The sequence below is a fragment of the Orbaceae bacterium lpD02 genome, from assembly GCA_036251875.1.
Lineage (GTDB): Bacteria > Pseudomonadota > Gammaproteobacteria > Enterobacterales > Orbaceae > Orbus > Orbus sturtevantii.
The window spans coordinates 818147-840631 of record CP133960.1 but is presented as its reverse complement, the minus strand read 5'-3'; the positions used below and the strand labels follow the sequence as shown (position 1 = coordinate 840631).

The window sequence follows — 22485 nt, the reverse complement described above, 5'->3', positions numbered from 1 at the left end:
AAGCAGTCATTTACTTGATACTATTATTTTAGTGAGCTGCGTTTATAGTGATTAGCTAATGATTATTCGATAATAGGTGTTTTTTATTTAACTGTTAGTTAAATAAAACGATAGTTTATAATATTAAATAAACAAAGGGGCGATTAATGGCTATCAATAAAAATAAGATAATGTTACTAAGGGTAATTGTCGTTTTAATTTATTTATTGCTTTACCCGATGGCATGGTTGTTTCCTATTCAATGGGGGTGGGAAAATGGGCTAATCGAAAATACACAATTAGCTATTTGTTTTATTGGTTTTATTTTTGCGGCTTACGCTATTTTTAAGGTAAAAGATAAAAATCTTCGTTGGTTTTGGAGTATGATTATTGCCATCTGGTTTATTCTATTTTGGCGAGAGTTAAGTTGGGGAGCCTGTTTTTATCCGCCGACAAGCATTGATCCACAAACTGGCGGGGCATATCCATCTGCATTGCTTTGGTATAAACCGATTGTTCATCCATTATTATGGCTAATACTGATCTGTATTGCGTTAGTGTTTGTCATCAAAAAACAATATCGAATTATCGCTGTGTTGTGGCATGAAAAACAATTCCCGTTGATTGAATTTGTCTTAGCTGTTCTTGGGGTATTTATTTCAACTGCAGCTGAAGGACATATGCATTTATCATTACCATTAGTAAATTATTTTACGGCAGGACAAATGCAAATAGTCGAAGAGCTCGGGGAACTTGCAATATACTTAGCGCTTTTAGCTGCACAATTACGCGTTTGGCAGCTATTTAAGAAAACATTCAGTGTTGGCTAATATTCTTTATCTTATCAAAATCGGCAGACTGCGCATATTGTAAGATACTTAGGTTAATTACATGGCGCAGATCCATACCGTACCATTTCTCTTTAGTTATTTTTACCTACTAATGTTTATTTATTCATCCTGATATAAGCAGAGGTGCGCCTGATTTACTTTCAGATTGGCGATGCAAACGGCTTGAGCCTTATTTAAATTTACCAATTAAATATACCACAACTTCTGTTTAGCTATTTTAATATAAAATATCACATGTAATTCAAACATGTAATATTTACATGTGATATTTTTATGCTATTATGCATACAATATAATATATCTATAAATATAGCTAAAAAGGAAAATTAAATGCACGAACAGATCCCTCAATTACTACAATCACAATCTCCAGTACTTATCGTATTATTTGGACTATTAGTAATTTTTACGGGATGGGTGATTAATGCTATTTTTTTATTAATTGCGGCTCACTTACTTAATGTAAAGGACGCAACATTTAAAATCTCTTTTATTGCCGAAGTTTGCACAGCAGTTGCTGTTTTATTACTATCTATACTAGCGGTGGGGGTACTTGTATATTTTCAATCACCGCCATCAGGGTTAGTCTCAATAATATTGGGATTTATTAGCTTACTAATGTACATTTATATTATCGCCTATTTTTTACAAATATCGTTTGGTCGAAGTCTTGCAATCTGTTTTGTTAGTTGGTTAATTAAAATGTTATTGACTGTGGCTGCTATGATTATGTTTAAAGACCAAATCTTTGCTTTCTATGAAAGCGTTGGTCTTCAATTACAATAGCTAGACCAACACATTATTGCAATTTCATTGATTAATTATGAGACAATATATTAATTTTGATGCAGATTGAAGAAAAGCTGTCTATTTATACAGTTTTTCTTTATTGTTTAGTTCTGTTCAGGTAAACTACATCCAATTTTATCGTGATAAAAGGTATAAAATATGATTGGTCGTTTACGTGGCATCATTGTTGAAAAGCAACCTCCAGAAGTCCTTATTGAAGTTAATGGGGTTGGTTATGAAGTAATGATGCCGATGACGTGTTTTTATGAGCTGCCTGACAATGGACAAGAAGCGATTATTTTAACTCATTTTATTGTTCGAGAAGATGCTCAATTACTATATGGTTTTAATAATAAGCAAGAGAGATTACTTTTTCGTGAATTAATTAAAGTTAATGGTGTTGGCCCCAAATTAGCGTTAGCCATATTATCCGGCATGTCGGCGACTCAGTTTGTCGGCGCGGTTGAACAGGGTGAAATCAAAACATTAGTCAAACTCCCTGGCGTTGGAATGAAAACCGCTGAGCGATTAGTTGTTGAAATGAAAGATCGTTTTAAAAATTTTGGAGGTGAGCTACTCAATCAAACCATTCCACATGATAGCAAAGATAAATCCGTACAAGCACTACGCTCATCTAGCCAAGTTGAAAGTGAAGCGATTTCAGCTCTTGTTGCTTTAGGCTATAAACCACCAGAAGCAAGCCGAATTATAAGTAAAGTGATTAAACCAGATATGGATAGTGAAACATTAATTAAAGAAGCATTAAAGTCAGCATTATAACTAGTGAATTTTATACTAATAAATTAGAGAGTATCTACATCTTATGATTGAAGCAGATCGTTTAATATCACCAGCAGTACAAAAAGAAGAAGAGACGATTGATCGTGCAATTCGGCCTAAATATTTGGATGAATATATCGGTCAGCCACATGTGCGCGAACAGATGAAGATTTTTATTCAGGCAGCCAAACAACGTGGTGACGCGCTCGATCATTTACTTATTTTTGGACCGCCAGGGCTAGGTAAAACCACATTAGCTAATATTGTTGCCAATGAACTTAATGTAAATTTGAGAACCACATCCGGCCCAGTACTCGAGAAAGCAGGTGATTTAGCCGCCATGCTCACCAATCTCGAACCGCATGATGTGCTATTTATTGACGAAATCCATCGCTTGTCACCCGTTGTCGAAGAAATACTTTATCCAGCGATGGAAGACTATCAACTCGATATTATGATTGGAGAAGGCCCCGCTGCCCGATCAATTAAAATTGATTTACCACCGTTTACCTTGATTGGCGCAACAACTCGTGCCGGCTCCTTAACATCGCCGCTTCGAGATCGTTTTGGTATAGTACAACGCCTTGAATTTTATCAAGTCGCTGATTTAGAGTATATAGTTAGTCGCAGTGCTAAATTTTTAGGTATGGACTTATCGGCAGAAGGTGCCCACCATATTGCAAAACGTTCGCGTGGAACCCCTCGTATTGCGAATCGTTTATTACGTCGGGTGCGAGATTATGCCGATGTCAAATCAAATGGTATTGTTGATGCGGAGATCGCAACTCAGGCACTAAATATGCTAGATGTCGATATTGAGGGATTTGATTTTATGGATCGCAAATTACTACTCGCTATAATTGAAAAATTTATGGGTGGGCCAGTTGGTTTAGATAATTTGGCTGCAGCCATTGGCGAGGAACGAGAGACAATCGAAGATGTACTAGAACCTTTTCTTATTCAACAAGGCTATATCCAGAGAACACCAAGAGGTAGGATAGCCACACCTCATGCTTATCGTCACTTCGGTATTATTCATAGCGATAAATCATAATTTTTTATTAGAGTATTTGTTAGATATCGTTCACTAAATTATTTTCGTTAATACATTACTTTAGTACATTATTATGATATAAAATATTAAATAAGTTTATTTAATTAATAGATAAGTGAATTATTATTTGAACTTATCGTTATTTTTGTGATCTAATGGCAATATGATATTTAATCGTTTTCAAAATAGGGTAAAATAGCTAGCAAGAATGCACATCGCCTTAAGTAGCTATTTTTATATTATGAATCACCGTTGTTTTATTAATAGGGATCTATAAGATATATTATGATGAGAATATTTTTATCGATTTTATTACTTATTTGTTTATTAAGCGCCTGTGGTTTAAAAGGGCCGCTTTATGCACCAGACAAACAGACCATCACATTAATGTTTAGTTCTCCTTTATTTTATCGAGTAGCTTAATGAATTTTCTAAATTATCAACATGGCAAATTATTTGCTCATGGTCATGCGATAGCTGAGCTTGCAAAACAGTACGGTACGCCTCTTTATGTTTATAGCCAAAGCTATATAGAAAAACAATGGATTGAATTTGATAATGCCTTAAAAGGGCGTAAGCATCTAATTTGTTATGCGATTAAGGCTAACAGTAATTTAGCTATTTTAAATGCACTGGTAAAATTAGGTTCTGGCTTTGATATCGTTTCTCAGGGTGAATTAGAACGAACGTTAAAAGCAGGCGCCGATCCTAAAAAAATCGTTTTTTCAGGCGTCGCTAAATCGATTACTGAGATTAAGCGGGCTTTAGCTGTTGGCATAAAATGTTTTAATGTTGAGTCAGAGGCTGAACTAGATCGTATTCAAGATATCGCAAAGCAATTAAATAAAATTGCACCTATTTCGTTGCGTATTAACCCTGATGTTGATGCCAAGACACATCCCTATATCTCTACAGGATTACGTGAAAATAAATTTGGTATCAGCCATCAACTAGCTCTAGGTATTTATAAAAAAGCAGCAAAATTATCTCATATTGAGATTAGTGGTATTGATTGCCATATTGGTTCGCAACTCACTGAGCTCGCTCCTTTTTTAGATGCAGCCGATCGAATCTTATCTTTAGTCGATGATTTAAAATTAGCTGGAATTAATATTAAGCATATCGATTTCGGTGGTGGACTTGGCGTTTGTTATGATAATGAAGTCCCACCTAAATCGTCAGAGCTTGTGAATGAACTGCTAAAAAAACTCACTCATTATCCTGATATTGAAATATTATTTGAGCCAGGGCGCTCTATTGTAGCTAATTCCGGTATCTTAATTACTAAAGTTGAATATATTAAGCACCAAGATGATAACCATTTTGCCATTGTTGATGCAGGCATGAATGATTTAATCCGCCCCGCCTTATATGAAGCTTGGATGCGTATTTTGCCTGCTGAGCAAGCTGAGCCTGACCAGCAGACTTATTGTTATAATGTGGTTGGTCCTATTTGTGAATCGAGTGATTTTTTAGGTAAAGAGCGAGAGCTCGCGGCGCAACAAGATGATCTATTAGTGATTTGTAGTGCTGGCGCTTACGGTTTTAGTATGGCATCAAATTATAATAGCCACCCAAGGCCAGCTGAAGTATTAGTTGACGATAATAAGCATCGCTTAATTCGCCAACGCGAGACATTTGATATGCTATGGCAAGGTGAAATAATATAGTTTATTTAGTTTTATAAAGGCAGGCGCATTAAAGCGCCTTATTTTTTATATATAACTAATTTTAATAAAATGCATCAATAGCCACATAGCTTTCTCACTGCTATAATAGTGCCATAACTAAGAAATAGTGCATAAAACACACGAGTGACAGTAAAATGAATTTTTCCAAGATGCATGGTTTAGGTAATGATTTCATGGTTGTTGATAGCATTACTCAAAATGTTCATTTATCACCAGAAACCATCAGACGACTTGCCGATAGAAACACTGGCGTTGGTTTCGACCAATTATTACTAGTCGAGCCCCCATATTCCCCCGATACTGATTTTCACTATCGCATCTTCAATGCTGACGGGAGTGAGGTTGAACAGTGTGGTAATGGAGCACGTTGTTTTGCACGATTTGTAATATTAAAAGGATTGACCAAAAAGCGAGTATTAAAAGTAAGTACACAAAAAGGCATTATTATCTTAACGGTTAATCCTAATGATACTGTCAAAGTTGATATGGGGGAACCCTGTTTTGATCCGAGCAAAGTTCCTTTTAAAGCGATTAAAGAAGAAAAAACTTATATTATTCGAGCACAAGAACAAACTATTTTATGCGGAGTAGCCTCAATAGGTAATCCACATTGTGTAATACAAGTTGACGATGTATTGACAGCTAACGTTGCAATACTTGGTCCTTTACTAGAAAGCCACGAGCGATTCCCTGAAAAGGCAAATATTGGTTTTATGCAAATTGTTGATCGTAATAATATCCGTTTACGCGTTTTTGAGCGAGGGGTAGGGGAAACTCAAGCATGTGGTACAGGAGCATGTGCTGCAGTTGCTGTGGGTATTCGTCAGGGGCTATTAGCAGAAAAAGTTAAGGTCAGTTTACCCGGAGGTGAGTTACTTATTGAGTGGCTAGGTAATTGCTTTTCATTATTTATGATTGGTAGTGCAACTCACGTTTATGATGGCTTTATTTCTTTATAATTAAAAGGTAAATACCTAGGGTAAATAGATAATGACGTTAACGCCTAAAAAAACATCATCAACAAACAAAAAGACTAATGTATCACGTAAGAAGGTGGTTACGCGCAATAAAACTAATAACGTTTTGCTTAATGATGAATTGGTCAGTGAGTATTTAATTCACAATCCTGATTTTTTTATTCATCATGCTAAACAGATTGAAGAGATGAAAATTCCGCATCCTATCCGGGGTGTTATGTCATTGTCAGAATGGCAACTTGCTCGACAACGAAATAAAATCAGGCAGCTCGAATCGGAAATAACGTTGTTAATGGAACATGCTTGTAGTAATGAGCAACTGTTTGATTCATTGATGGCACTGCAAAATAAACTGTTATTGTCTAATGATTTAAATGACCTACTCACTCGACTAAACCAATGGGCTAAATCATTAGGTTTAATTGGAGCCTATCTTTATCTGTTTGATAATAAATGGCAACTTAATATTCCGTCAAGCTACCATCATTTTGCGTTATCAATGGATAAATTCGATTTTATTCGTGTTCGTCATTTGCAATATAATTACCAATATTTAGGGCAATTAAATACCACTGAGCTTGATCTATTGATCCCTGAAAAAGCTTATGTTGGTTCCGTGGCTTTATCGCTACTTGGTGGTTTTGGTGACTTGGGGGTTTTGGTTTTTGCAAGTCGAGATCCTCACCATTATCAAGCAGGGCAAGGGACTCTACTATTAGAGAAAATGAGTGAAATGTTACCTATCTTAATTAGTCGTTGGATTATTAGGAAAAATTAATCTACCGTATTGCTACTATTTAATACCCTAAAAACCAATAATCAGTTGTTTTTTTTATTGGAAAAAGATGAATTTTTAGTGATTAAGTATTATAGTGTATCGGTCAGCATCGCTGATAATTCTCAGGGCGGGGTGAAAGTCCCCACCGGTGGTGATAGCCCACGAGCGCTTGACTATTGTATTATAATAGTTAAGGTCTAGCAGATTTGGTGAAATTCCAAGGCCGACAGTTATAGTCTGGATAAAAGAGAGTTGCTTATAAACCTTGCAAATAATTACCACTGCGTGTGCGTGGTATCCTAACGGTCAAGCACTTGCCCTGATTCTGGTATTTAATTAATCAAGAAGGAATCGCTTACCATGAATCAGAAATCCGAAAATAGTACTAAAATTGTACATAACACCTTTAGTTTAGCCGAGTTCGGTTCCCCAATTGAGCGTGTTAATAATGCATTAACAGCTTTAAAAGCAGGGACAGGAGTGCTGATCCTTGATGATGAGGATCGCGAAAATGAAGGTGACGTTATTTGGGCAGCAGAAAATATTACCGCAGAACAGATGGCATTAACCATTCGTCACGGCAGTGGTATTGTTTGCTTATGCATGCCTAAATCATACTGCGATAAACTCGAACTTCCGATGATGGTGCCGCATAACACGAGTAAAAATAAGACGGCATTTACAATTAGCATTGAAGCAGCGAGTGGTGTATCGACGGGGGTATCTGCAAGCGACCGAGTTACAACAATAAGAGCGGCTATCGCCGATAATGCAAAACCTACTGATTTACATCATCCTGGGCATATTTTCCCTTTAGTCGCACAAGACGATGGCGTTTTTACGCGTCGAGGGCATACAGAAGCGTCAGTTGATTTGGTTAAGTTAGCCGGCTTTAAACCTGCGGCAGTGATATGTGAAATAACCAATGATGATGGGTCAATGTCAAGAGCGCCGCAAGTCGTGGCTTTTGCTAAAAAATTCGATTTACCGGTAGTGACAATCGCCGATATTGTCGAATACCGTAGCGCTAATCAGTGACTCTTGGAATAATAAAAAAGGGCAGCTAAACTGTCCTTTTTTATGTGCTAAACGTTATATAATAATTATATATTACAACGCAAAATAATAGTTTATGATTATATGGTTTGATTCTCAAACCAACTCTCCAAAATAACTACCGCAGAGCTCGCATCGACTTTACCTTTATTTAGTGCTCGATAGCCGCCTGAAGCAAAAAGATATGATTTCGCCTCAACCGTAGATAAACGTTCATCTTGTAAATTAACCTGATAGCCAAATCGTCCATGTAGGCGATTAGCAAATTTTTTTGCTCTTAGTGTCAATTCTTGCTCACTGCCATCCATATTTAGAGGTAAACCTACCACTAAATAATCAGGTTGCCACTCTTTTAACACTTTCTCAATTTCAACCCAATTAGGCTTGCCATCACGAGCCTTAAAAGCGCACAAAGGCCTTGCTGTTTTAGTGATATCTTGACCAATAGCACAGCCTATACTGCTCGTGCCAAAATCAAATGCAATAATCGTTGCCATATCTCTACGCTTTGCCCATTTGTATAGAAATCAGATCAATATTTATGCCTATCGATTCAGCCGCAAGATGCCAACGATCGTCGATTGGACTTTCAAAGATTATCTCGGATTTTGCGTCAGCAACAAGCCAATCATTTTGAGCGATTTCGTATTCTAGTTGCATGTTTCCCCAGCTAGCATAGCCAAGGGATAATAATAAATTATGGGGTTGCTGTGGTGAGCCAATTGATTTTAATACATCTAAAGAGGTGGTTATCATTACGTCATTAGATATAGCGATACTAGAAGAAAATCCAGTTTGTGGTGTATGTAAAATAAATCCTTGTTCTTCCGCAAGTGGGCCACCAATAAAAACAGGCTGTTCTAACTCAGCACAGGATTTATAGGGCGTAATATCTAACCTTGATAGCACGGTCTGAACAGATAGGTCGTGAATAGGTTTATTAATAATAATACCCATCGCTCCATCACGATTATGTTCACAAATATAAACAACTGAGCGATTAAATAAGATATCGCTTAAGGTTGGCATTGCAATAATAAAACGGTTTTTTAAATTCATAGTTTATTTAATTGTTCATAATATCAGCATGTAAAAGTTACAAAGCACATTTACCAATTTTCACACGATGTTGTACATGGCAGTTCATCAAATACTCGATTTCATTGGTCTCTTCATTGCTTGATTGCGATATTATTTCAAATCCTTGTGATAGATAGAAAGCGATAGCTTTATCATTTTTTTGATAGACGTTTACGGATAGTTCATTATACTTCTGTTTCACTTTTTGAATTAGCGCCGTGCCAATTCCTTGATGGTGAAAATTTGAATCCACAAAAAGGCCAGCTATATAGTTGTCAGTCAGGCCGATAAATCCTTTAACTCCATTTAAATCTTGAACATAAATTGTCGACATAGGTATTAACGATTTGACTAGTTCAAAATTATTGCGAAAAAAATTAGCATCAATAAAATTATGTGCGCGCTCATTTTCAGTCAACCAAATTGACATAATTTTATCCAAATCACCAGATTGATATGACCTAATCATCTTGCTTCCTTAGTTATTTTACGCGTTTTTCTATCGCATCCATTAACATACCTGTGATTGATAAATCATTCGCATAGCTTTCTATCTCTCGCACACAAGTTGGGCTTGTTACATTAATTTCGGTTAATTTATCGCCGATAATATCTAGACCAACAAATAACAGCCCCTTCTCTTTTAATTTAGGGCCAATTGCGTTAGCAATTTTCCAGTCGCTTTCAGATAATGTTCTGACTTCACCATATCCACCAGCGGCAAGATTGCCTCGTGTTTCCCCTTTTTGTGGAATACGTGCAAGGCAATATGGCATAGGAACGCCATCTACCACCAGCACTCGCTTATCTCCGTCCTTGATGGCTGGCAAATAAGTCTGAGCCATGCAGTATTGGCTACTGTTATGAGTTAGTGTTTCAATGATAACCGACAGGTTAGGATCATCTTGTTTAATGCGAAAAATTGATGCACCGCCCATTCCATCAAGTGGCTTTAAAATAATATCATGGTGAGTTTGGTAAAAATCTTTAATTAATTTTGCTTGTCTTGTAACCAGCGTTTGCGGAGTAAATTCTGCAAACCAAGCGGTATATAATTTTTCATTACAATCTCGTAAGCTTTGCGGTTTATTTACCACCAATACACCTGCATTCTCAGCTCGTTCTAAAATATAGGTAGCATAGATAAATTCGGTATCAAACGGTGGATCTTTACGCATTAAAATTGCATCAAGTTCGCTTAACGCAATTGTTTGTTCATTGCTAAAATCAAACCAATGCTGTTTATTATCAGAAACCGTTAAATTTCGAGTTGTGGCATAAGCTTCACCGCCATTCAAAAAAAGATCATTCATCTCCATATAGTAAAGCTGATAACCTCTTTTTTGTGCCTCATGTAACATGGCAAAACTGGTATCTTTTTTAATATTAATCTGATTGATGGGGTCCATAACGATGCCAAGTTTTATCATGACAACTCCTTAACTGTAATTGATGCTAATTAAATTAGTATATACTGAAATTTAATGAAAAGAAGCGTTTTTGCTACTTTATCTAACCGACTATTTTGCTAGTTATAAACGATAGTTTTACTGAAAATAGCAAACTGTTTTAATGTCTAATCTAATGGTTTTTATATCTCTCGCTAGGCTCGATACGGTTGTCGATCGTATCATTAGTGCTATCCAAGGTCTCCAAATTTTACTTGCAAGGCAGTAATTGCACTTAAGGCTACCGTTTCGGTACGTAATACTCTAGGTCCTAATAAAATTTCAATAAACTGATGTTGAATTGTCATAGTTATTTCTGCCTCCGTTAATCCGCCTTCAGGGCCGATAAGTAGCGCAATATTTGAATTGCTTAAATTTAGTTGATTTATGCCATGCTTCGCTCTAGGATGCAGCGTTAATTTAAGATAATCATCTAGGTTTGCGCACCAATCATCAAGTTTCTCAATAGGGTTTATCGTTGGAATGATATTACGACCACATTGTTCGCAAGCCGATTGCGCTATTTTTTGCCATTGTTGTACTTTTTTATCGAGTCTGTCGGTATCGAGTTTTACGCCACAGCGTTCCGATAGTAAAGGGGTAATAGAATTAACACCTAATTCGACCGATTTTTGAATAGTAAACTCCATTTTTTCCCCACGAGATAACACTTGCCCTAAATGAATATTTAATGAAGACTCGCGATTTTCAACCACACTATTTGCGGTCTCAACAATTAGGCTTTTTTTATTAATTTGGCTAATGGTTGCGGGTGTGACGGTATTACTACCATCGAATAACGTAATTGATTCACCTTGTTTCATTCTAAGAACTCTAACAATATGATTAAATGCGTTATCATCGAGCTCAATAGCACTGTTAGGTAAAATAGGCGTTGGTTGAAAAATTCGGACCATAAATATAATTTTCAAATTTATTAGAAATAATTTAAATAAATTATAGCGTAATTTAAATAGATTGGGTAATCTCTTATTGGCTAAATAATTAGGGTACTTATATGAAAAATGATTGTGTTTTAATCGAAGGGCTAACTATCGTTACGACTATTGGCGTATACGATTGGGAAAAAAACATTAAGCAAAAACTGGTGCTTGATCTTGAAATGCAGTGGGATAATACCCAGGCTGGATTACATGATGATGTTGCATTTTGCCTGGATTATGCCAAAGTAACTAATGTGGTAGAAAATTACGTTAAAAGTCGTCAATTTGGTTTAATCGAGCGTGTCGCAGAGGAAGTTGCTCAGTTGATTATCAATGATTTTGGGGTGCCTTGCGTTAGAGTCAAAGTGAGTAAACCGAGCGCAATACCGAGCGCTCAGAATGTTGCCGTTATGATTCAACGCTGCAGGTGATAGGAGTGTATTGTGAATTACAAAAACCGCTATTACGATGTAACAAAAAAACATCACACTCGGCAAGGATTTTGTAATTCAGAACCATTTTCGATTAATTATAAGGAGATAAGGAAATGGCAAAAAGAGCGGAAAATTGCTCCACCAGAGGGCGGATACCAGCGGTTTTGCACTGATTGGTATCAGGAGGCTAATTTTTCTATTACTAATCGCGATGCTATTTGGTGGCTAGGCCATGCGACGGCACTAATAAAAATTAATAATAAAATAATATTAACCGATCCTGTCTTTTTTGATCGTGTTTCTCCTGTCCCTTTTATCGGGCCTAAGCGCTATACGCCTTGTGCAAGTTCAATTAATAATTTACCGCAGATAGATATTATTGTTATATCGCATAATCATTATGACCATCTTGATTATCGTAGTGTTTTACAGCTAATTGAGCGTTTTCCTTTAGTAACGATTGTCGTACCATTAGGATTGAAAAAGAAAATACAAGCCTGGGGGGCAACCAGAGTCATTGAACTTGATTGGTGGCAAGATGTGTGGGTTGATGATGTCTTACTATCGGCTATTCCAGCTAAGCATTGGAGCCGAAGGGGGCTATTTGATATCAATAAAACGTTATGGTGTGGCTGGATGATTGAATCTAATCAGCGCTGTGTATATTTTGTTGGTGATACCGGATATTCAGTTGAATTTACTTGTGTTAAAAAAAGTTTCCCAAATATTGATATAGCACTGATCCCTGTTGGTAGTTATGCGCCACGTTGGTTTATGCACAACCAACATATTGATCCGGCACAAGCATTACAACTTTTCCACGATATTGGTTGCAAGCGAGCAATAGCGATTCATTGGGGAACATTTGAACTTGCCGATGATTCGTTGGATGAGCCACCAAAGCTATTGAAACAATTATTACCAAAGTATAACCTATCAGAAAACGAGTTTTTAATTTTAAAAATAGGTGACCATATCCAACTAAGCGATAATTAATTTATTAAGCAATAATAGAAACATAATAACGCTAACAATCAAAAGCTAGGATGAAAAATAGAATATGAAAAAAGTAATGATAATATTAAGCGTTTCGTTCTTATTTTTAGGACTTACTGCTTGCGGTAGTCAAAACAGACAAGCTAAAGAGAATCGATGGTCAAAACCTCATATAGTAAAAGAAGAGTGTGTTGGGGTTATGCACAATTCTAAAATATGCCAAGAAAACCCTAGCATGCAAGAATCTATAAAAATGCTAAAGCGTGATGAATCATATCTAATAGGTAGTAAATAATATTATGAGCGCTTGGTTAATTTATGCTTTATTATCTGCGATAACCGCTTCTGCCGTGGCTATTTTAGGTAAGATTGGTTTACAACATTTAGATGCTAATACCGCAACGGCAATTCGAGCCGTTGTAATGGCCATTTTTTTAGTCGGTGTGGTGGTCGTTCAAGGAAAACTACAGTTAGTTCAGACTTTTATGGCTGACAAAAAAGCGTTAGTCGTTATTATATTAAGTGGGATCGCAGGGGCATTATCATGGCTGTTTTATTTTATGGCAATTAAAGTAGGTAATGTTTCACAAGTAGCCCCGATCGATAAGCTTAGTGTTGTTTTCGCCGTTGTTTTTGCGATGGTTCTATTTGGCGAAAAGGTTTCGCTATGGGGTGGGGTTGGTGTCGGAATGATCGCCATTGGGGCAATTTTAGTGGCACTAAACTAAAACATATGATTATAGTTACCAAAATAGCGCGTTATGTTTCTCTATTTTTAATTGAGTACATCCGAACTGGGCGGCCAATAGATAAATGGATTAAATAGCTCTCCAATTCGCCTAACTCTTCTAAATAATCAATATATTTTTTTAACGATATGCGAGATAGTGTACTGGAAGAGACAAGATCACTCATAGCAAAATCATGGGTATAGTTAGCTAACATGTCGCGTATAGCTTTTAAGGTGTCAGCTTCAATGCCCTTAGGTAGTTGATCCGATTTCTCAACACTTTTAGCAAAAAGTCGATTATCGAGCTGTTTTTGGTCTAATATTTCGCTAGAACTCAGTAATCTTACTCGTTCTAGATAAGTGATCAATGCGGTTCTAAAGCGTTTAAACGTAAAGGGTTTAACAATGTAATCAATCACCCCCAATCGTAATGCCGCTTGAATATTTTCGCTATCACAAGCCGCAGTAACCATTATAATATCAATATTTGGGTAACTAATGCGTATATGTTGTAGCAATTGTAAACCATCTAGTTTAGGCATAAACATATCTAATAAAATCAGTGAAATAGGATTATCGTGAATAAAATGGAGGGCAGTTTCACCATCCTTTACCTGACCGACTAATTTAAATCCAGGTACCATTTGTAAATATTTTTTATTTAATTCTGCTACCATCGGATCATCTTCAACAATTAGCACATTGATCATCTTATTTTTCCTGATAAATTTCATGTAATGGCAACAATACTTTAAAGCATGCACCTGTTGTCGTATCTGATTCGCATAATTCAATATGACCGTTTAGTTCATCAACACTCGCAAGAACTAGATACAAACCAAAGCCACGGTTGTCTCCTTTGGTTGAATAACCTTTGCTAAATATTTGTTGAGAATGTTCTTTGGTAATACCTTGACCATTATCCTTAACTTCAATAATAAAACAATCATCATTAATTTTTAAGTTAATCGTAATTTGTTTATCATCTAAAAATTGCACAGCATCTAAGCCATTATCGATTAAATTACCTAAAATTGTTACTAATTTATGCGCGATAGAGCTATTAGTAAGGATATTTAATTGTCCTGCAATATGAAAATGTAAGGTTACCCCTAATTCTCTTGCTCGGCTAAATTTACTATTCAAAAAACCAGCGATAATTGGATCATGTATTGATTGTGATATTTGTTCGTACTCCTTTTCTTGACTGCCCATCAGTTCTTCTAAATATTCAATGAGTTCATGGTTGTTTTCATTAAATGTTAAGCCATAAATGACATGGAGTTTATTATTAAACTCGTGTGATTGTGAACGCAGCGCATCGGTATAGCGGTTAACGCCGGTTAGGTTTTCGGCTAGCTGGCGAATTTCGGTCATATCTCTAAACGAAGCAATTGCGCCGGTTAGCTTGCCATTAACAAAAAGTGGTATTCGATTCGTTAAAATAATAATACCATTAATATTTTGTTCGCAATCGTATTCGGCCTCACCTGTTAGCATCACTTCATATAAACGCGTGTTTGGGATAATTTTCCTAACATGGCCACCAATGATTTTATTTTTGTTTTCAGTAATACGTAAGATGCGTATTGCTTCATCATTAATTTGAGTAATGATACCATCTCGATTGATAACTAAAACACCTTCCTTGACTGTTCTAATAATGGCATCTCTTTCCTCAAAAAGTTTAACCATTTCATAGGGCTCTAAGCCTAATAGAATATTTTTAATATTTTTAGAAAACCATAATGCTAATGATACGGCAATAATAAGTGACACAATTAATGTCAGTAAAATAGGTTGTTTAGTTCGTGAAGCTAAATGCTCAATATTATTGACTGTCTGACCAACCATTAAGGCGCCAATTTGAGTTTTATCACTTGAGTATATAGGTTTAAATGCTCTAATTGAGAGCCCTAATGTGCCTTCAGCTGTTGATAAGTAGGATTCGCCTCTCAACGCCGCGTCACCATCACCGCCGACAATTTTTTTACCTATCTGCTCTTTATCGGGATGAGAAAAGCGAATCCCTTGCATATCAAAAATGGTAATAAATTCGACTTGTGAAAGTAGCCTTGCATTTTCGGCATATTCTTGAATTGATACTAAGTTTTCGTCAGTTGAATTGGTGATATCATTTATAATATCAGGCGAAGTAGCAATAATATTGGCTATCTCTTCAACACGTTGACTTGCGTCATCATAATATTGATTATTAACGATTCGAATAATATAAGTATTTTCAGCGATCACCGCTAAGATAAAAACGAAGCAAATAAGAATGATTAATTTCGTTTTTAATTTTAATTTGTTAAATAATTTTCGCACTATATTTCCTGTATTGTATTTACCATAACTACAAGGAAAAATTTTTCGTTATAGATAAAAAAGCTGCTGTTTAAACATGTTAAACAGCAGCTATGTTATCGCGATAAATTAAATAATGATATTATTTTTTTACGGCACCGCGAACGCTTTCTGCTACAACTTTAGATACATTTGGTTCAAATGCATTAGGTAAAATGTAGTCAGGGCTAAGTTTATCGTCAGTAACAATACTTGCAAGCCCCTTTGCCGCAGCTAATTGCATTTCAAGCGTAATATCTTTTGCCCTAGCATCAAGTGCACCACGGAAAATACCAGGAAAGGCAAGCACATTATTAATTTGGTTAGGGTAATCACTTCGACCAGTACCAATGACATAAGCACCGGCTTCTTTCGCTTCTTCTGGGAAGATTTCAGGCGTTGGATTTGCCATTGCGAAAATAATTGCTTTGTCAGCCATAGTGGTAACCCACTCTTTCTTCAAAGCCCCTGGAGCTGAAACGCCAACAAATACATCAGCGCCTTTAACAGCATCTTGCAAAGTTCCCGTTTGTTTTTCTCTATTGGTTTTCTTCGCCATCGCTAAGTGGTGAGGTGGTAAGGATGTATCGTCTTCGCACAAAATACCGATTTTATCGACAACTTTAATGTTTTTTGCGCCAGCCGCTAACAGCATATCAGCAATAGAAAGACCGGCTGCACCTCCGCCATTAATAACAATTTTTACGGTTTCGAGCTGCTTTTTAGTTACTTTAATTGCATTATAAAGTGCGGCTAATACAACAATTGCGGTACCATGCTGATCATCGTGAAATACTGGAATATCAAGAATTTCTTTTAAACGTCTCTCTACTTCAAAACATCTTGGTGCACTGATATCTTCTAAATTAATACCACCAAAAGAAGGTGCAAAAGCCGCAATATGACTAACAATTTCATCGACATTTTGAGTATTAACCGAAAGAGGAATAGCATCGACATCAGCAAAACGTTTAAATAGTATCGCTTTACCTTCCATAACAGGGATCGCCGCTTCCGGACCAATATTACCTAATCCTAATACTGCAGAGCCATCAGTCACAACGGCAACTAAATTGCGTTTAGACGTATATTCATAAGCATCTTCTTTATTCGCCGCTATTGCACTACAAACCGCAGCAACGCCTGGAGTATAAGCGACGCTAAGGTCGTCCATAGAATTAATTTCTACTTTCGAACGGATTTCTAATTTTCCGTGTTTTTCTTTACTAATTGCAAGAGCCTTTTCTTGAACCGTTGCCATAATTTTCACCTTTTTATTTTTTAATTAACTAATAAAATCGCATACAATATATAAGCTATTATTAACTATGAAGATAACGTAATAGTGCTGTTGCACCAATAACCATTAATGCCCCTCCTAAACGAGTTGCAACTTGCGCAAATGGCATTAGATTCATACGATTTGCTGTCGATAAAATAGCAACATCGCCGGTACCGCCCATACCACTTTGGCATGATGAAATGATCGAGGCTTCGATTGGGTACATCTTGAAAAAGTAAGCACAGACAAATCCAGTCAAGCAGACAGTCAATACTACCGATACGATGGTTAAGAAATAAGGAATTGTTAACACATTAACCACGCTGCCTAAATCAATATAAAGCAAACCAAGTCCAGCCATTAAGGGATAGGTAAAGTGGCCTGAAATAAACTTATACCATTGTTGACTACCTTTTTCGACGCTAGCCGGTAAAATACGTAAATATTTAACAAGTGCAGTGGCAATAATCATTAATACTGGGCCAGGGAAATGAGTCAGCTTTTCAAGAATTAAGCCAATCATAAACATAGCAACCAGAATCATAACTGCGCCGCTCATCGCTCTAGCATCTAATGGGCTGGTATCTTCTTTTAGAGCTTCTTCCATGCCATCGAATTGAATTTTAACTAATTGACCTTTACCACTTAAGTGTGGTTTTAGCTCACCTACGCGATTAATAATTGCGGTATAAGTAATCGCAAAGAAATTACCTACAACAGTCGCAGGGATAAGCGCGCTGACAAATGAATCATAATCCATATTTAATATATTGCTATATGCATTTGCAAGTTGCAAAACGCCTTCACCCACTCCGCCAGCCATCACAGGGGCGATGGTATAAAAAAATGCGTGTTCCCATGTATCGCCAAATAAAACCGCAACGCTGACACCAACTAATGCAGCAAGGCACATACCGAGTAACATAGGGATCATCATTCGAATAAAGCCATTAACTAAAATTACGCGGTGCATGCCCAATATACTACCGCATACTAAACTGGCAATATAAAACAATAAGAAGTTCGATTCTTTCATCAGCATTTTAGCTGCCGCTAATGTGTTGCTATCAAACACATCGTTATAAACTAAAATTGACGGCACGATTAAGGCTAAAATTGCAGGGGCACCAAATTTTTTTAAAAATGGTAAGTTTTGACCAATTGTTCCAAGTAACCAACCTAACGGTAAAATAACCGCAAATCCACCAATTAAGCTTTTTGGTAAGATATTAAGCCAAGCTGAGATCATTACCACAATGGAACAACCGATAAAAACCGGTAGGGGTAATGACCCTACATAAAAATTGTTTTCTTTTATTTTTTGCATAATACTCATAATGAAACCTTGAAACCTCATGGTGGTTGTTTTACATAATTATTCTGAGGCGGCTAGTTTAAATTGGTCGTAAGGGAATGAATATAATTAGAAATTAATTGAATCAGTTATGTAACTAATGTAAGTCTCATGTGCTAACTTATATAACATACCATTTTCACTTTATTTAGTAAAAATGGCATATTTTATTTTTTGACTGTTAGAATGAGCTACAAAAGAAAACTATCGAACATTTCAACCGTGACTAATTCACCTTGAGTGATATTACCTCGCTCTGCTTCTAGCACGATAAAGCAGTTTGCCTGATTAAATGATGAGGTAATATGTGAGCCTTGCTCACCTGTTGAACTAACCACTAGCTCGCCATTTTCATTGGCATGAACATACCCTCGTTGAAAGTCTAAACGACCAACAGATTTTTTTAAATTTGATACCGTTTTTAGTATAAAAGTATTGGTATGACTATTTTGTTTATATAAGGCTAAAATTAACGGTCTAACTAATTGATAACACGTTACGAACGTTGAAACAGGATTACCGGGTAAACCACAAAAAAGGGCATTATTAATTTTACCAAAAGCGAAGGGCTTGCCTGGCTTCATGGCTATTTTCCAAAAATCAATTTCACCAATTTGAGCTAATGCCATTTTAGTATAATCCGCATCACCGACAGATACACCACCACTCGTCACCACAATATCAGCTTCTTTTGACGCTTGTTTTAATGTGTTTGATATTAAATCTAAATCGTCTTTGATAATACCAAAATCAATGATTTCACAGCCCAATGCTTTTAACATTAGCTGAACTGTAAAACGATTACTGTCATAAATACTATTTACTGATGGCAATTTTTCACCGATAGGGGTTAATTCATCGCCAGTTGAAAATATTGCAACTTTTATTGGTTTATAAACGGTTATCTCGCTTAAGCCTAACGTTGCTAGTGTTGTCAATTTGGCAATAGTTAATTTTTCTCCAGCGGGGAAAACTTCGCTACCCGCACAGACACTTTCGCCAATATAGCGAATATTTTGTCCCGCTTTTATTTTTTCAGGATCAAAGCGAATTGCCTGATCTATTTTTTGCACGTTTTCTTGCATAATTACCGCATAGGCATCCTTTGGAACTACTGCACCGGTCATTATGCGTAAGCAGCTATTTTTAGGCCAATTATTAATCTGCTTTTGACCAGCAAAAACACTATCTGCAATTGGTAATAAATGACTATTTTGTAGATCCGCTTCTCTTATTGCGTAACCATCCATTGCTGAATTATCAAAAGACGGAATATTCATGGGCGAAATAATTGGTTTGGCAGCGATTCGATTTACTGCGTCAAATAGTTTAATTGATTCCGTTTGCTGGTAATTTATTGATTGTGCCGTTTGTAAAATGAGGTTTTTGGCTTCAGAAAATGAGAGAAGAGGGGTGCTAGACATAACGATTTCCTTATTTTATCTACAATATAACCATTAAGTTACTTCTAATATTGAGCATAAATTTGATGTAAACAATAAAATAATACTCAAAAAGTTGAAGTAGATCACAAAATTGATTAAAAGAGGTTATAGATTCATAAAAATAGATTATAATGATTTTTATCAAATATAACTATAAAGTTTCATATTAAAGTGATATTTAATCATGAAACACGAAGTCTCTTATTAAAACTTAATCGTCAGGCTCGATGATTAAGTTTTTTTTTATATAAAATTTATGCAAACAGTTGTATCAGCGTGATACCAATAAAAATGCCGACATATAGTCGGCGTTTTTATCGAGATAGTTTTAAACATTAAAGAGAAAGTTCATAATATCGCCATCTTTAACAATATAATCCTTTCCTTCTGAACGCATTTTTCCTGCTTCTTTTGCACCTTGCTCACCTTTGTAGTTAATAAAATCATCAAAAGCAATCGTTTGCGCTCGAATGAAGCCTTTTTCAAAATCAGTATGAATTTTGCCTGCTGCTTGTGGTGCTGTAGCTCCAATCGGAATCGTCCACGCTCTCACTTCTTTTACGCCAGCGGTAAAATAGGTTTGTAAATTGAGTAATTTGTAGCCCGCACGAATCACTCTATTTAAACCAGGTTCTTCTAAGCCAAGATCTTGCATAAACTCATCTCGCTCAGCATCGTCTAGCTCGGCAATTTCTGCCTCAATTGCTGCGCAAACCGGTACTACAACCGCATTTTCTTTATTCGCAATTTCAATGACTCGTGCAAGATAAGGGTTATTGTCAAAGCCATCTTCATTAACATTGGCAATATACATTGTTGGCTTAAAAGTTAAAAAACTAAGGTATTTAATCGCTTCAGCTTCTTCCTTAGAAAAGGTTAATGTAATGAGTTTATTACCTTGTTCCAAATGAGGTAAGCATTTTTCGAGCACTTCTTGCTCAAATTTAGCCTCTTTATCGCCGCCTTTAGCTTTTTTTTGTACTCGTAAAATAGCTCGCTCACATGTATCTAAATCAGCTAAGGCTAACTCGGTATTAATTATGTCAATATCTTCAGCCGGATCTATTTTGCCAGCCACATGGATAATATTGTCATTTTCAAAGCAGCGAACAACGTGACCAATTGCTTCTGTTTCACGGATATTTGATAAAAATTGATTACCGAGCCCTTCGCCTTTAGACGCCCCTTTCACTAACCCTGCAATATCGACAAACTCCATCGTTGTTGGTAATATTCTTTGTGGTTTAACGATTTCGGCTAATTTATCTAAACGGGAATCGGGCATTGGTACGACGCCCGTATTTGGTTCAATTGTACAAAAAGGAAAGTTTGCTGCTTCAATCCCCGCTTTAGTCAGTGCGTTAAAAAGTGTTGATTTCCCTACATTTGGTAAACCGACAATCCCACATTTAAATCCCATGATTATACCCTAATTAAACATCAAAAAATGGCTGCGATTATATACTAATTTCAATGGTAACGATATAGCTAAAATAGTTACCTCTACCTCTCGATAACATTAATCGGATTATTTAATAATGGCTAATTGATTTAATGAGTTATCATAAAAATACCGCTGCGATTGAGTTAATATAAATAAAATATCTTTTTTTATTCTTTATTAACAAGGTGTATGATAGGCACTTGGTTATAAAGGAGTCGCATCTATGAAGCAAAAAACATCCGCTCACAAGCGATCAGTTATTAATGGCATATTAACCGTTAAACAATGTGAACGCTTATCCATTAACCTCATTCGTGTTATTTTTAATTGTGATAAAAAAATTGAATTTGATCCTCTTTGGATAGGACCTCATGCTAAATTACTTTTTCCCTCAGTAAGTAACGATGATATTATTTTCCCTCAGACGAATGAAGATAATAAAATTATTTGGGCAAATGGAACTCGCGAGCAGGTAAGAACCTATAGTATTCGCAACTATAATCAAGATAACAATGTGGTTGTCATTGATTTTGTTGTGCATGAGTCAGGGATCGCAACACAGTGGGCTCAACAGGCTAACGTCGGTGATAATATTGGTTTAATTGCGATGGGCGCTAAAAATCGATTCGATAATAATAAGCAATTAATATTAATCGGTGATATTGCCGCGATGCCAGCTATTTGTTATACATTAGAACATTTACCTCAAGGGCAAAAAGCACTGGCAATCATCGAAGTTCGAGATGAAAAAGACAAGTTACCTTTAACATTAACTCAACCAACTGAGCTGATATGGCTTGTAACACCACAGGGTCATGACACTAAATTAATTAGCCAATTGACCCAATCAGTCTCGACAGTGGATCAGGAAAACGCACTTTTTTGGGGCGGAATGGAGTCATCAATCGCGCAATCAATACGTCGATTTTTAAAAGAACATTTTACTGCGTTACCGAGCGATTCAATACACTTAATCAGTTATTGGCGAGAAGGATTTGCTGAAGGGCAATTTAAGCATCATGATTAA

At 36.3% G+C, this 22485-nt stretch carries 25 protein-coding genes and 1 riboswitch; of the genes, 14 read left to right on the top strand and 11 right to left on the bottom strand.

All coding sequences use genetic code 11. The features are described 5' to 3' along the window. Positions 1-146 precede the first annotated feature (146 nt). From RHO12_03710 to ribB, 9 genes are all read left to right on the top strand, one after another. On the top strand, positions 147-809 hold the full coding sequence (locus RHO12_03710; protein ID WVD66890.1) for a hypothetical protein: 663 nt from the start codon (positions 147-149) through the stop codon (positions 807-809). A gap of 351 nt (positions 810-1160) precedes the next feature. Beyond that, positions 1161-1616, top strand: coding sequence for a hypothetical protein (locus RHO12_03705; protein WVD66889.1), 456 nt, complete (start codon positions 1161-1163; stop codon positions 1614-1616). 162 nt (positions 1617-1778) lie between these two features. After that, positions 1779-2399, top strand: coding sequence for a Holliday junction branch migration protein RuvA (gene ruvA / locus RHO12_03700; GenBank protein ID WVD66888.1), 621 nt, complete (start codon positions 1779-1781; stop codon positions 2397-2399). Positions 2400-2442: 43 nt separating this feature from the next. After that, positions 2443-3453, top strand: a complete 1011-nt coding sequence (ruvB, locus tag RHO12_03695; protein WVD66887.1) for a Holliday junction branch migration DNA helicase RuvB — start codon at positions 2443-2445, stop codon at positions 3451-3453. A 285-nt stretch (positions 3454-3738) separates the two neighbouring features. Beyond that, positions 3739-3876 carry a lipoprotein gene (locus tag RHO12_03690; protein WVD66886.1) on the top strand — a complete coding sequence of 46 codons (138 nt, stop codon included), beginning with the start codon at positions 3739-3741 and terminating at the stop codon, positions 3874-3876. Beyond that, the gene (lysA, locus tag RHO12_03685) at positions 3876-5123 is read left to right on the top strand and encodes a diaminopimelate decarboxylase (GenBank protein ID WVD66885.1); all 1248 of its coding nucleotides are present in this window, start codon (positions 3876-3878) and stop codon (positions 5121-5123) included. Before RHO12_03690 ends, lysA begins: the two co-directional genes overlap by 1 nt. A 155-nt stretch (positions 5124-5278) precedes the next feature. Beyond that, on the top strand, positions 5279-6103 hold the full coding sequence (gene dapF / locus RHO12_03680; protein ID WVD66884.1) for a diaminopimelate epimerase: 825 nt from the start codon (positions 5279-5281) through the stop codon (positions 6101-6103). A 31-nt stretch (positions 6104-6134) separates the two neighbouring features. Beyond that, complete coding sequence (locus tag RHO12_03675; protein WVD66883.1) at positions 6135-6899, top strand: DUF484 family protein; 765 nt, start codon at positions 6135-6137, stop codon at positions 6897-6899. A 114-nt stretch (positions 6900-7013) separates the two neighbouring features. Further along, a riboswitch (FMN riboswitch) is annotated at positions 7014-7156 on the top strand. Between the two features lie 103 nt (positions 7157-7259). Next, positions 7260-7937: a 3,4-dihydroxy-2-butanone-4-phosphate synthase gene (gene ribB / locus RHO12_03670; GenBank protein WVD66882.1), complete on the top strand. Its 678-nt coding sequence runs from the start codon at positions 7260-7262 to the stop codon at positions 7935-7937. A gap of 98 nt (positions 7938-8035) precedes the next feature. Here ribB and ruvX read toward each other — a convergent pair whose 3' ends face one another. The 5 genes from ruvX to rsmE form a co-directional block, all read right to left on the bottom strand. Next, a complete protein-coding gene (ruvX, locus tag RHO12_03665) occupies positions 8036-8452 on the bottom strand; it encodes a Holliday junction resolvase RuvX (protein WVD66881.1) in 417 nt (138 codons plus the stop codon). 4 nt (positions 8453-8456) lie between these two features. After that, on the bottom strand, positions 8457-9014 hold the full coding sequence (locus RHO12_03660; protein ID WVD66880.1) for a YqgE/AlgH family protein: 558 nt from the start codon (positions 9012-9014) through the stop codon (positions 8457-8459). Between the two features lie 37 nt (positions 9015-9051). Continuing rightward, the gene (locus RHO12_03655) at positions 9052-9504 is read right to left on the bottom strand and encodes a GNAT family N-acetyltransferase (GenBank protein WVD66879.1); all 453 of its coding nucleotides are present in this window, start codon (positions 9502-9504) and stop codon (positions 9052-9054) included. Between the two features lie 13 nt (positions 9505-9517). Then, positions 9518-10465: a glutathione synthase gene (gshB, locus tag RHO12_03650; protein ID WVD66878.1), complete on the bottom strand. Its 948-nt coding sequence runs from the start codon at positions 10463-10465 to the stop codon at positions 9518-9520. Between the two features lie 209 nt (positions 10466-10674). Then, positions 10675-11400, bottom strand: coding sequence for a 16S rRNA (uracil(1498)-N(3))-methyltransferase (gene rsmE, locus RHO12_03645; protein WVD66877.1), 726 nt, complete (start codon positions 11398-11400; stop codon positions 10675-10677). A 101-nt stretch (positions 11401-11501) separates the two neighbouring features. On the opposite strand from rsmE, the gene folB reads away from it, so the two are divergent. The 4 genes from folB (at position 11502) to RHO12_03625 (ending at position 13585) form a co-directional block, all read left to right on the top strand. Next, a complete protein-coding gene (gene folB / locus RHO12_03640; protein ID WVD66876.1) occupies positions 11502-11858 on the top strand; it encodes a dihydroneopterin aldolase in 357 nt (118 codons plus the stop codon). 12 nt (positions 11859-11870) lie between these two features. Beyond that, positions 11871-12857 (top strand): MBL fold metallo-hydrolase, encoded by a 987-nt coding sequence (locus tag RHO12_03635; protein ID WVD66875.1) that lies wholly within the window; start codon positions 11871-11873, stop codon positions 12855-12857. Between the two features lie 64 nt (positions 12858-12921). Continuing rightward, positions 12922-13152 carry a hypothetical protein gene (locus RHO12_03630; protein ID WVD66874.1) on the top strand — a complete coding sequence of 77 codons (231 nt, stop codon included), beginning with the start codon at positions 12922-12924 and terminating at the stop codon, positions 13150-13152. Positions 13153-13156: 4 nt separating this feature from the next. Further along, positions 13157-13585 carry an EamA family transporter gene (locus RHO12_03625; protein ID WVD66873.1) on the top strand — a complete coding sequence of 143 codons (429 nt, stop codon included), beginning with the start codon at positions 13157-13159 and terminating at the stop codon, positions 13583-13585. Between the two features lie 31 nt (positions 13586-13616). Here RHO12_03625 and RHO12_03620 read toward each other — a convergent pair whose 3' ends face one another. From RHO12_03620 to ychF, 6 genes are all read right to left on the bottom strand, one after another. Continuing rightward, a complete protein-coding gene (locus RHO12_03620) occupies positions 13617-14297 on the bottom strand; it encodes a response regulator (protein ID WVD66872.1) in 681 nt (226 codons plus the stop codon). A 1-nt stretch (position 14298) separates the two neighbouring features. Beyond that, positions 14299-15915: a DcuS/MalK family sensor histidine kinase gene (gene dcuS / locus RHO12_03615; protein WVD66871.1), complete on the bottom strand. Its 1617-nt coding sequence runs from the start codon at positions 15913-15915 to the stop codon at positions 14299-14301. Between the two features lie 121 nt (positions 15916-16036). Then, entirely contained in the window at positions 16037-17194 is a 1158-nt protein-coding gene (locus tag RHO12_03610; protein ID WVD66870.1) for an NADP-dependent malic enzyme, read from the bottom strand. Between the two features lie 61 nt (positions 17195-17255). Then, positions 17256-18551, bottom strand: coding sequence for a 2-hydroxycarboxylate transporter family protein (locus tag RHO12_03605; protein WVD66869.1), 1296 nt, complete (start codon positions 18549-18551; stop codon positions 17256-17258). 209 nt (positions 18552-18760) lie between these two features. Further along, positions 18761-19993: a molybdopterin molybdotransferase MoeA gene (gene moeA / locus RHO12_03600; GenBank protein WVD66868.1), complete on the bottom strand. Its 1233-nt coding sequence runs from the start codon at positions 19991-19993 to the stop codon at positions 18761-18763. 349 nt (positions 19994-20342) lie between these two features. Continuing rightward, positions 20343-21434 carry a redox-regulated ATPase YchF gene (ychF, locus tag RHO12_03595; protein WVD66867.1) on the bottom strand — a complete coding sequence of 364 codons (1092 nt, stop codon included), beginning with the start codon at positions 21432-21434 and terminating at the stop codon, positions 20343-20345. Positions 21435-21681: 247 nt separating this feature from the next. Between ychF and RHO12_03590 the strand changes: the two genes are divergently transcribed. Continuing rightward, on the top strand, positions 21682-22485 hold the full coding sequence (locus RHO12_03590) for a siderophore-interacting protein (GenBank protein ID WVD66866.1): 804 nt from the start codon (positions 21682-21684) through the stop codon (positions 22483-22485).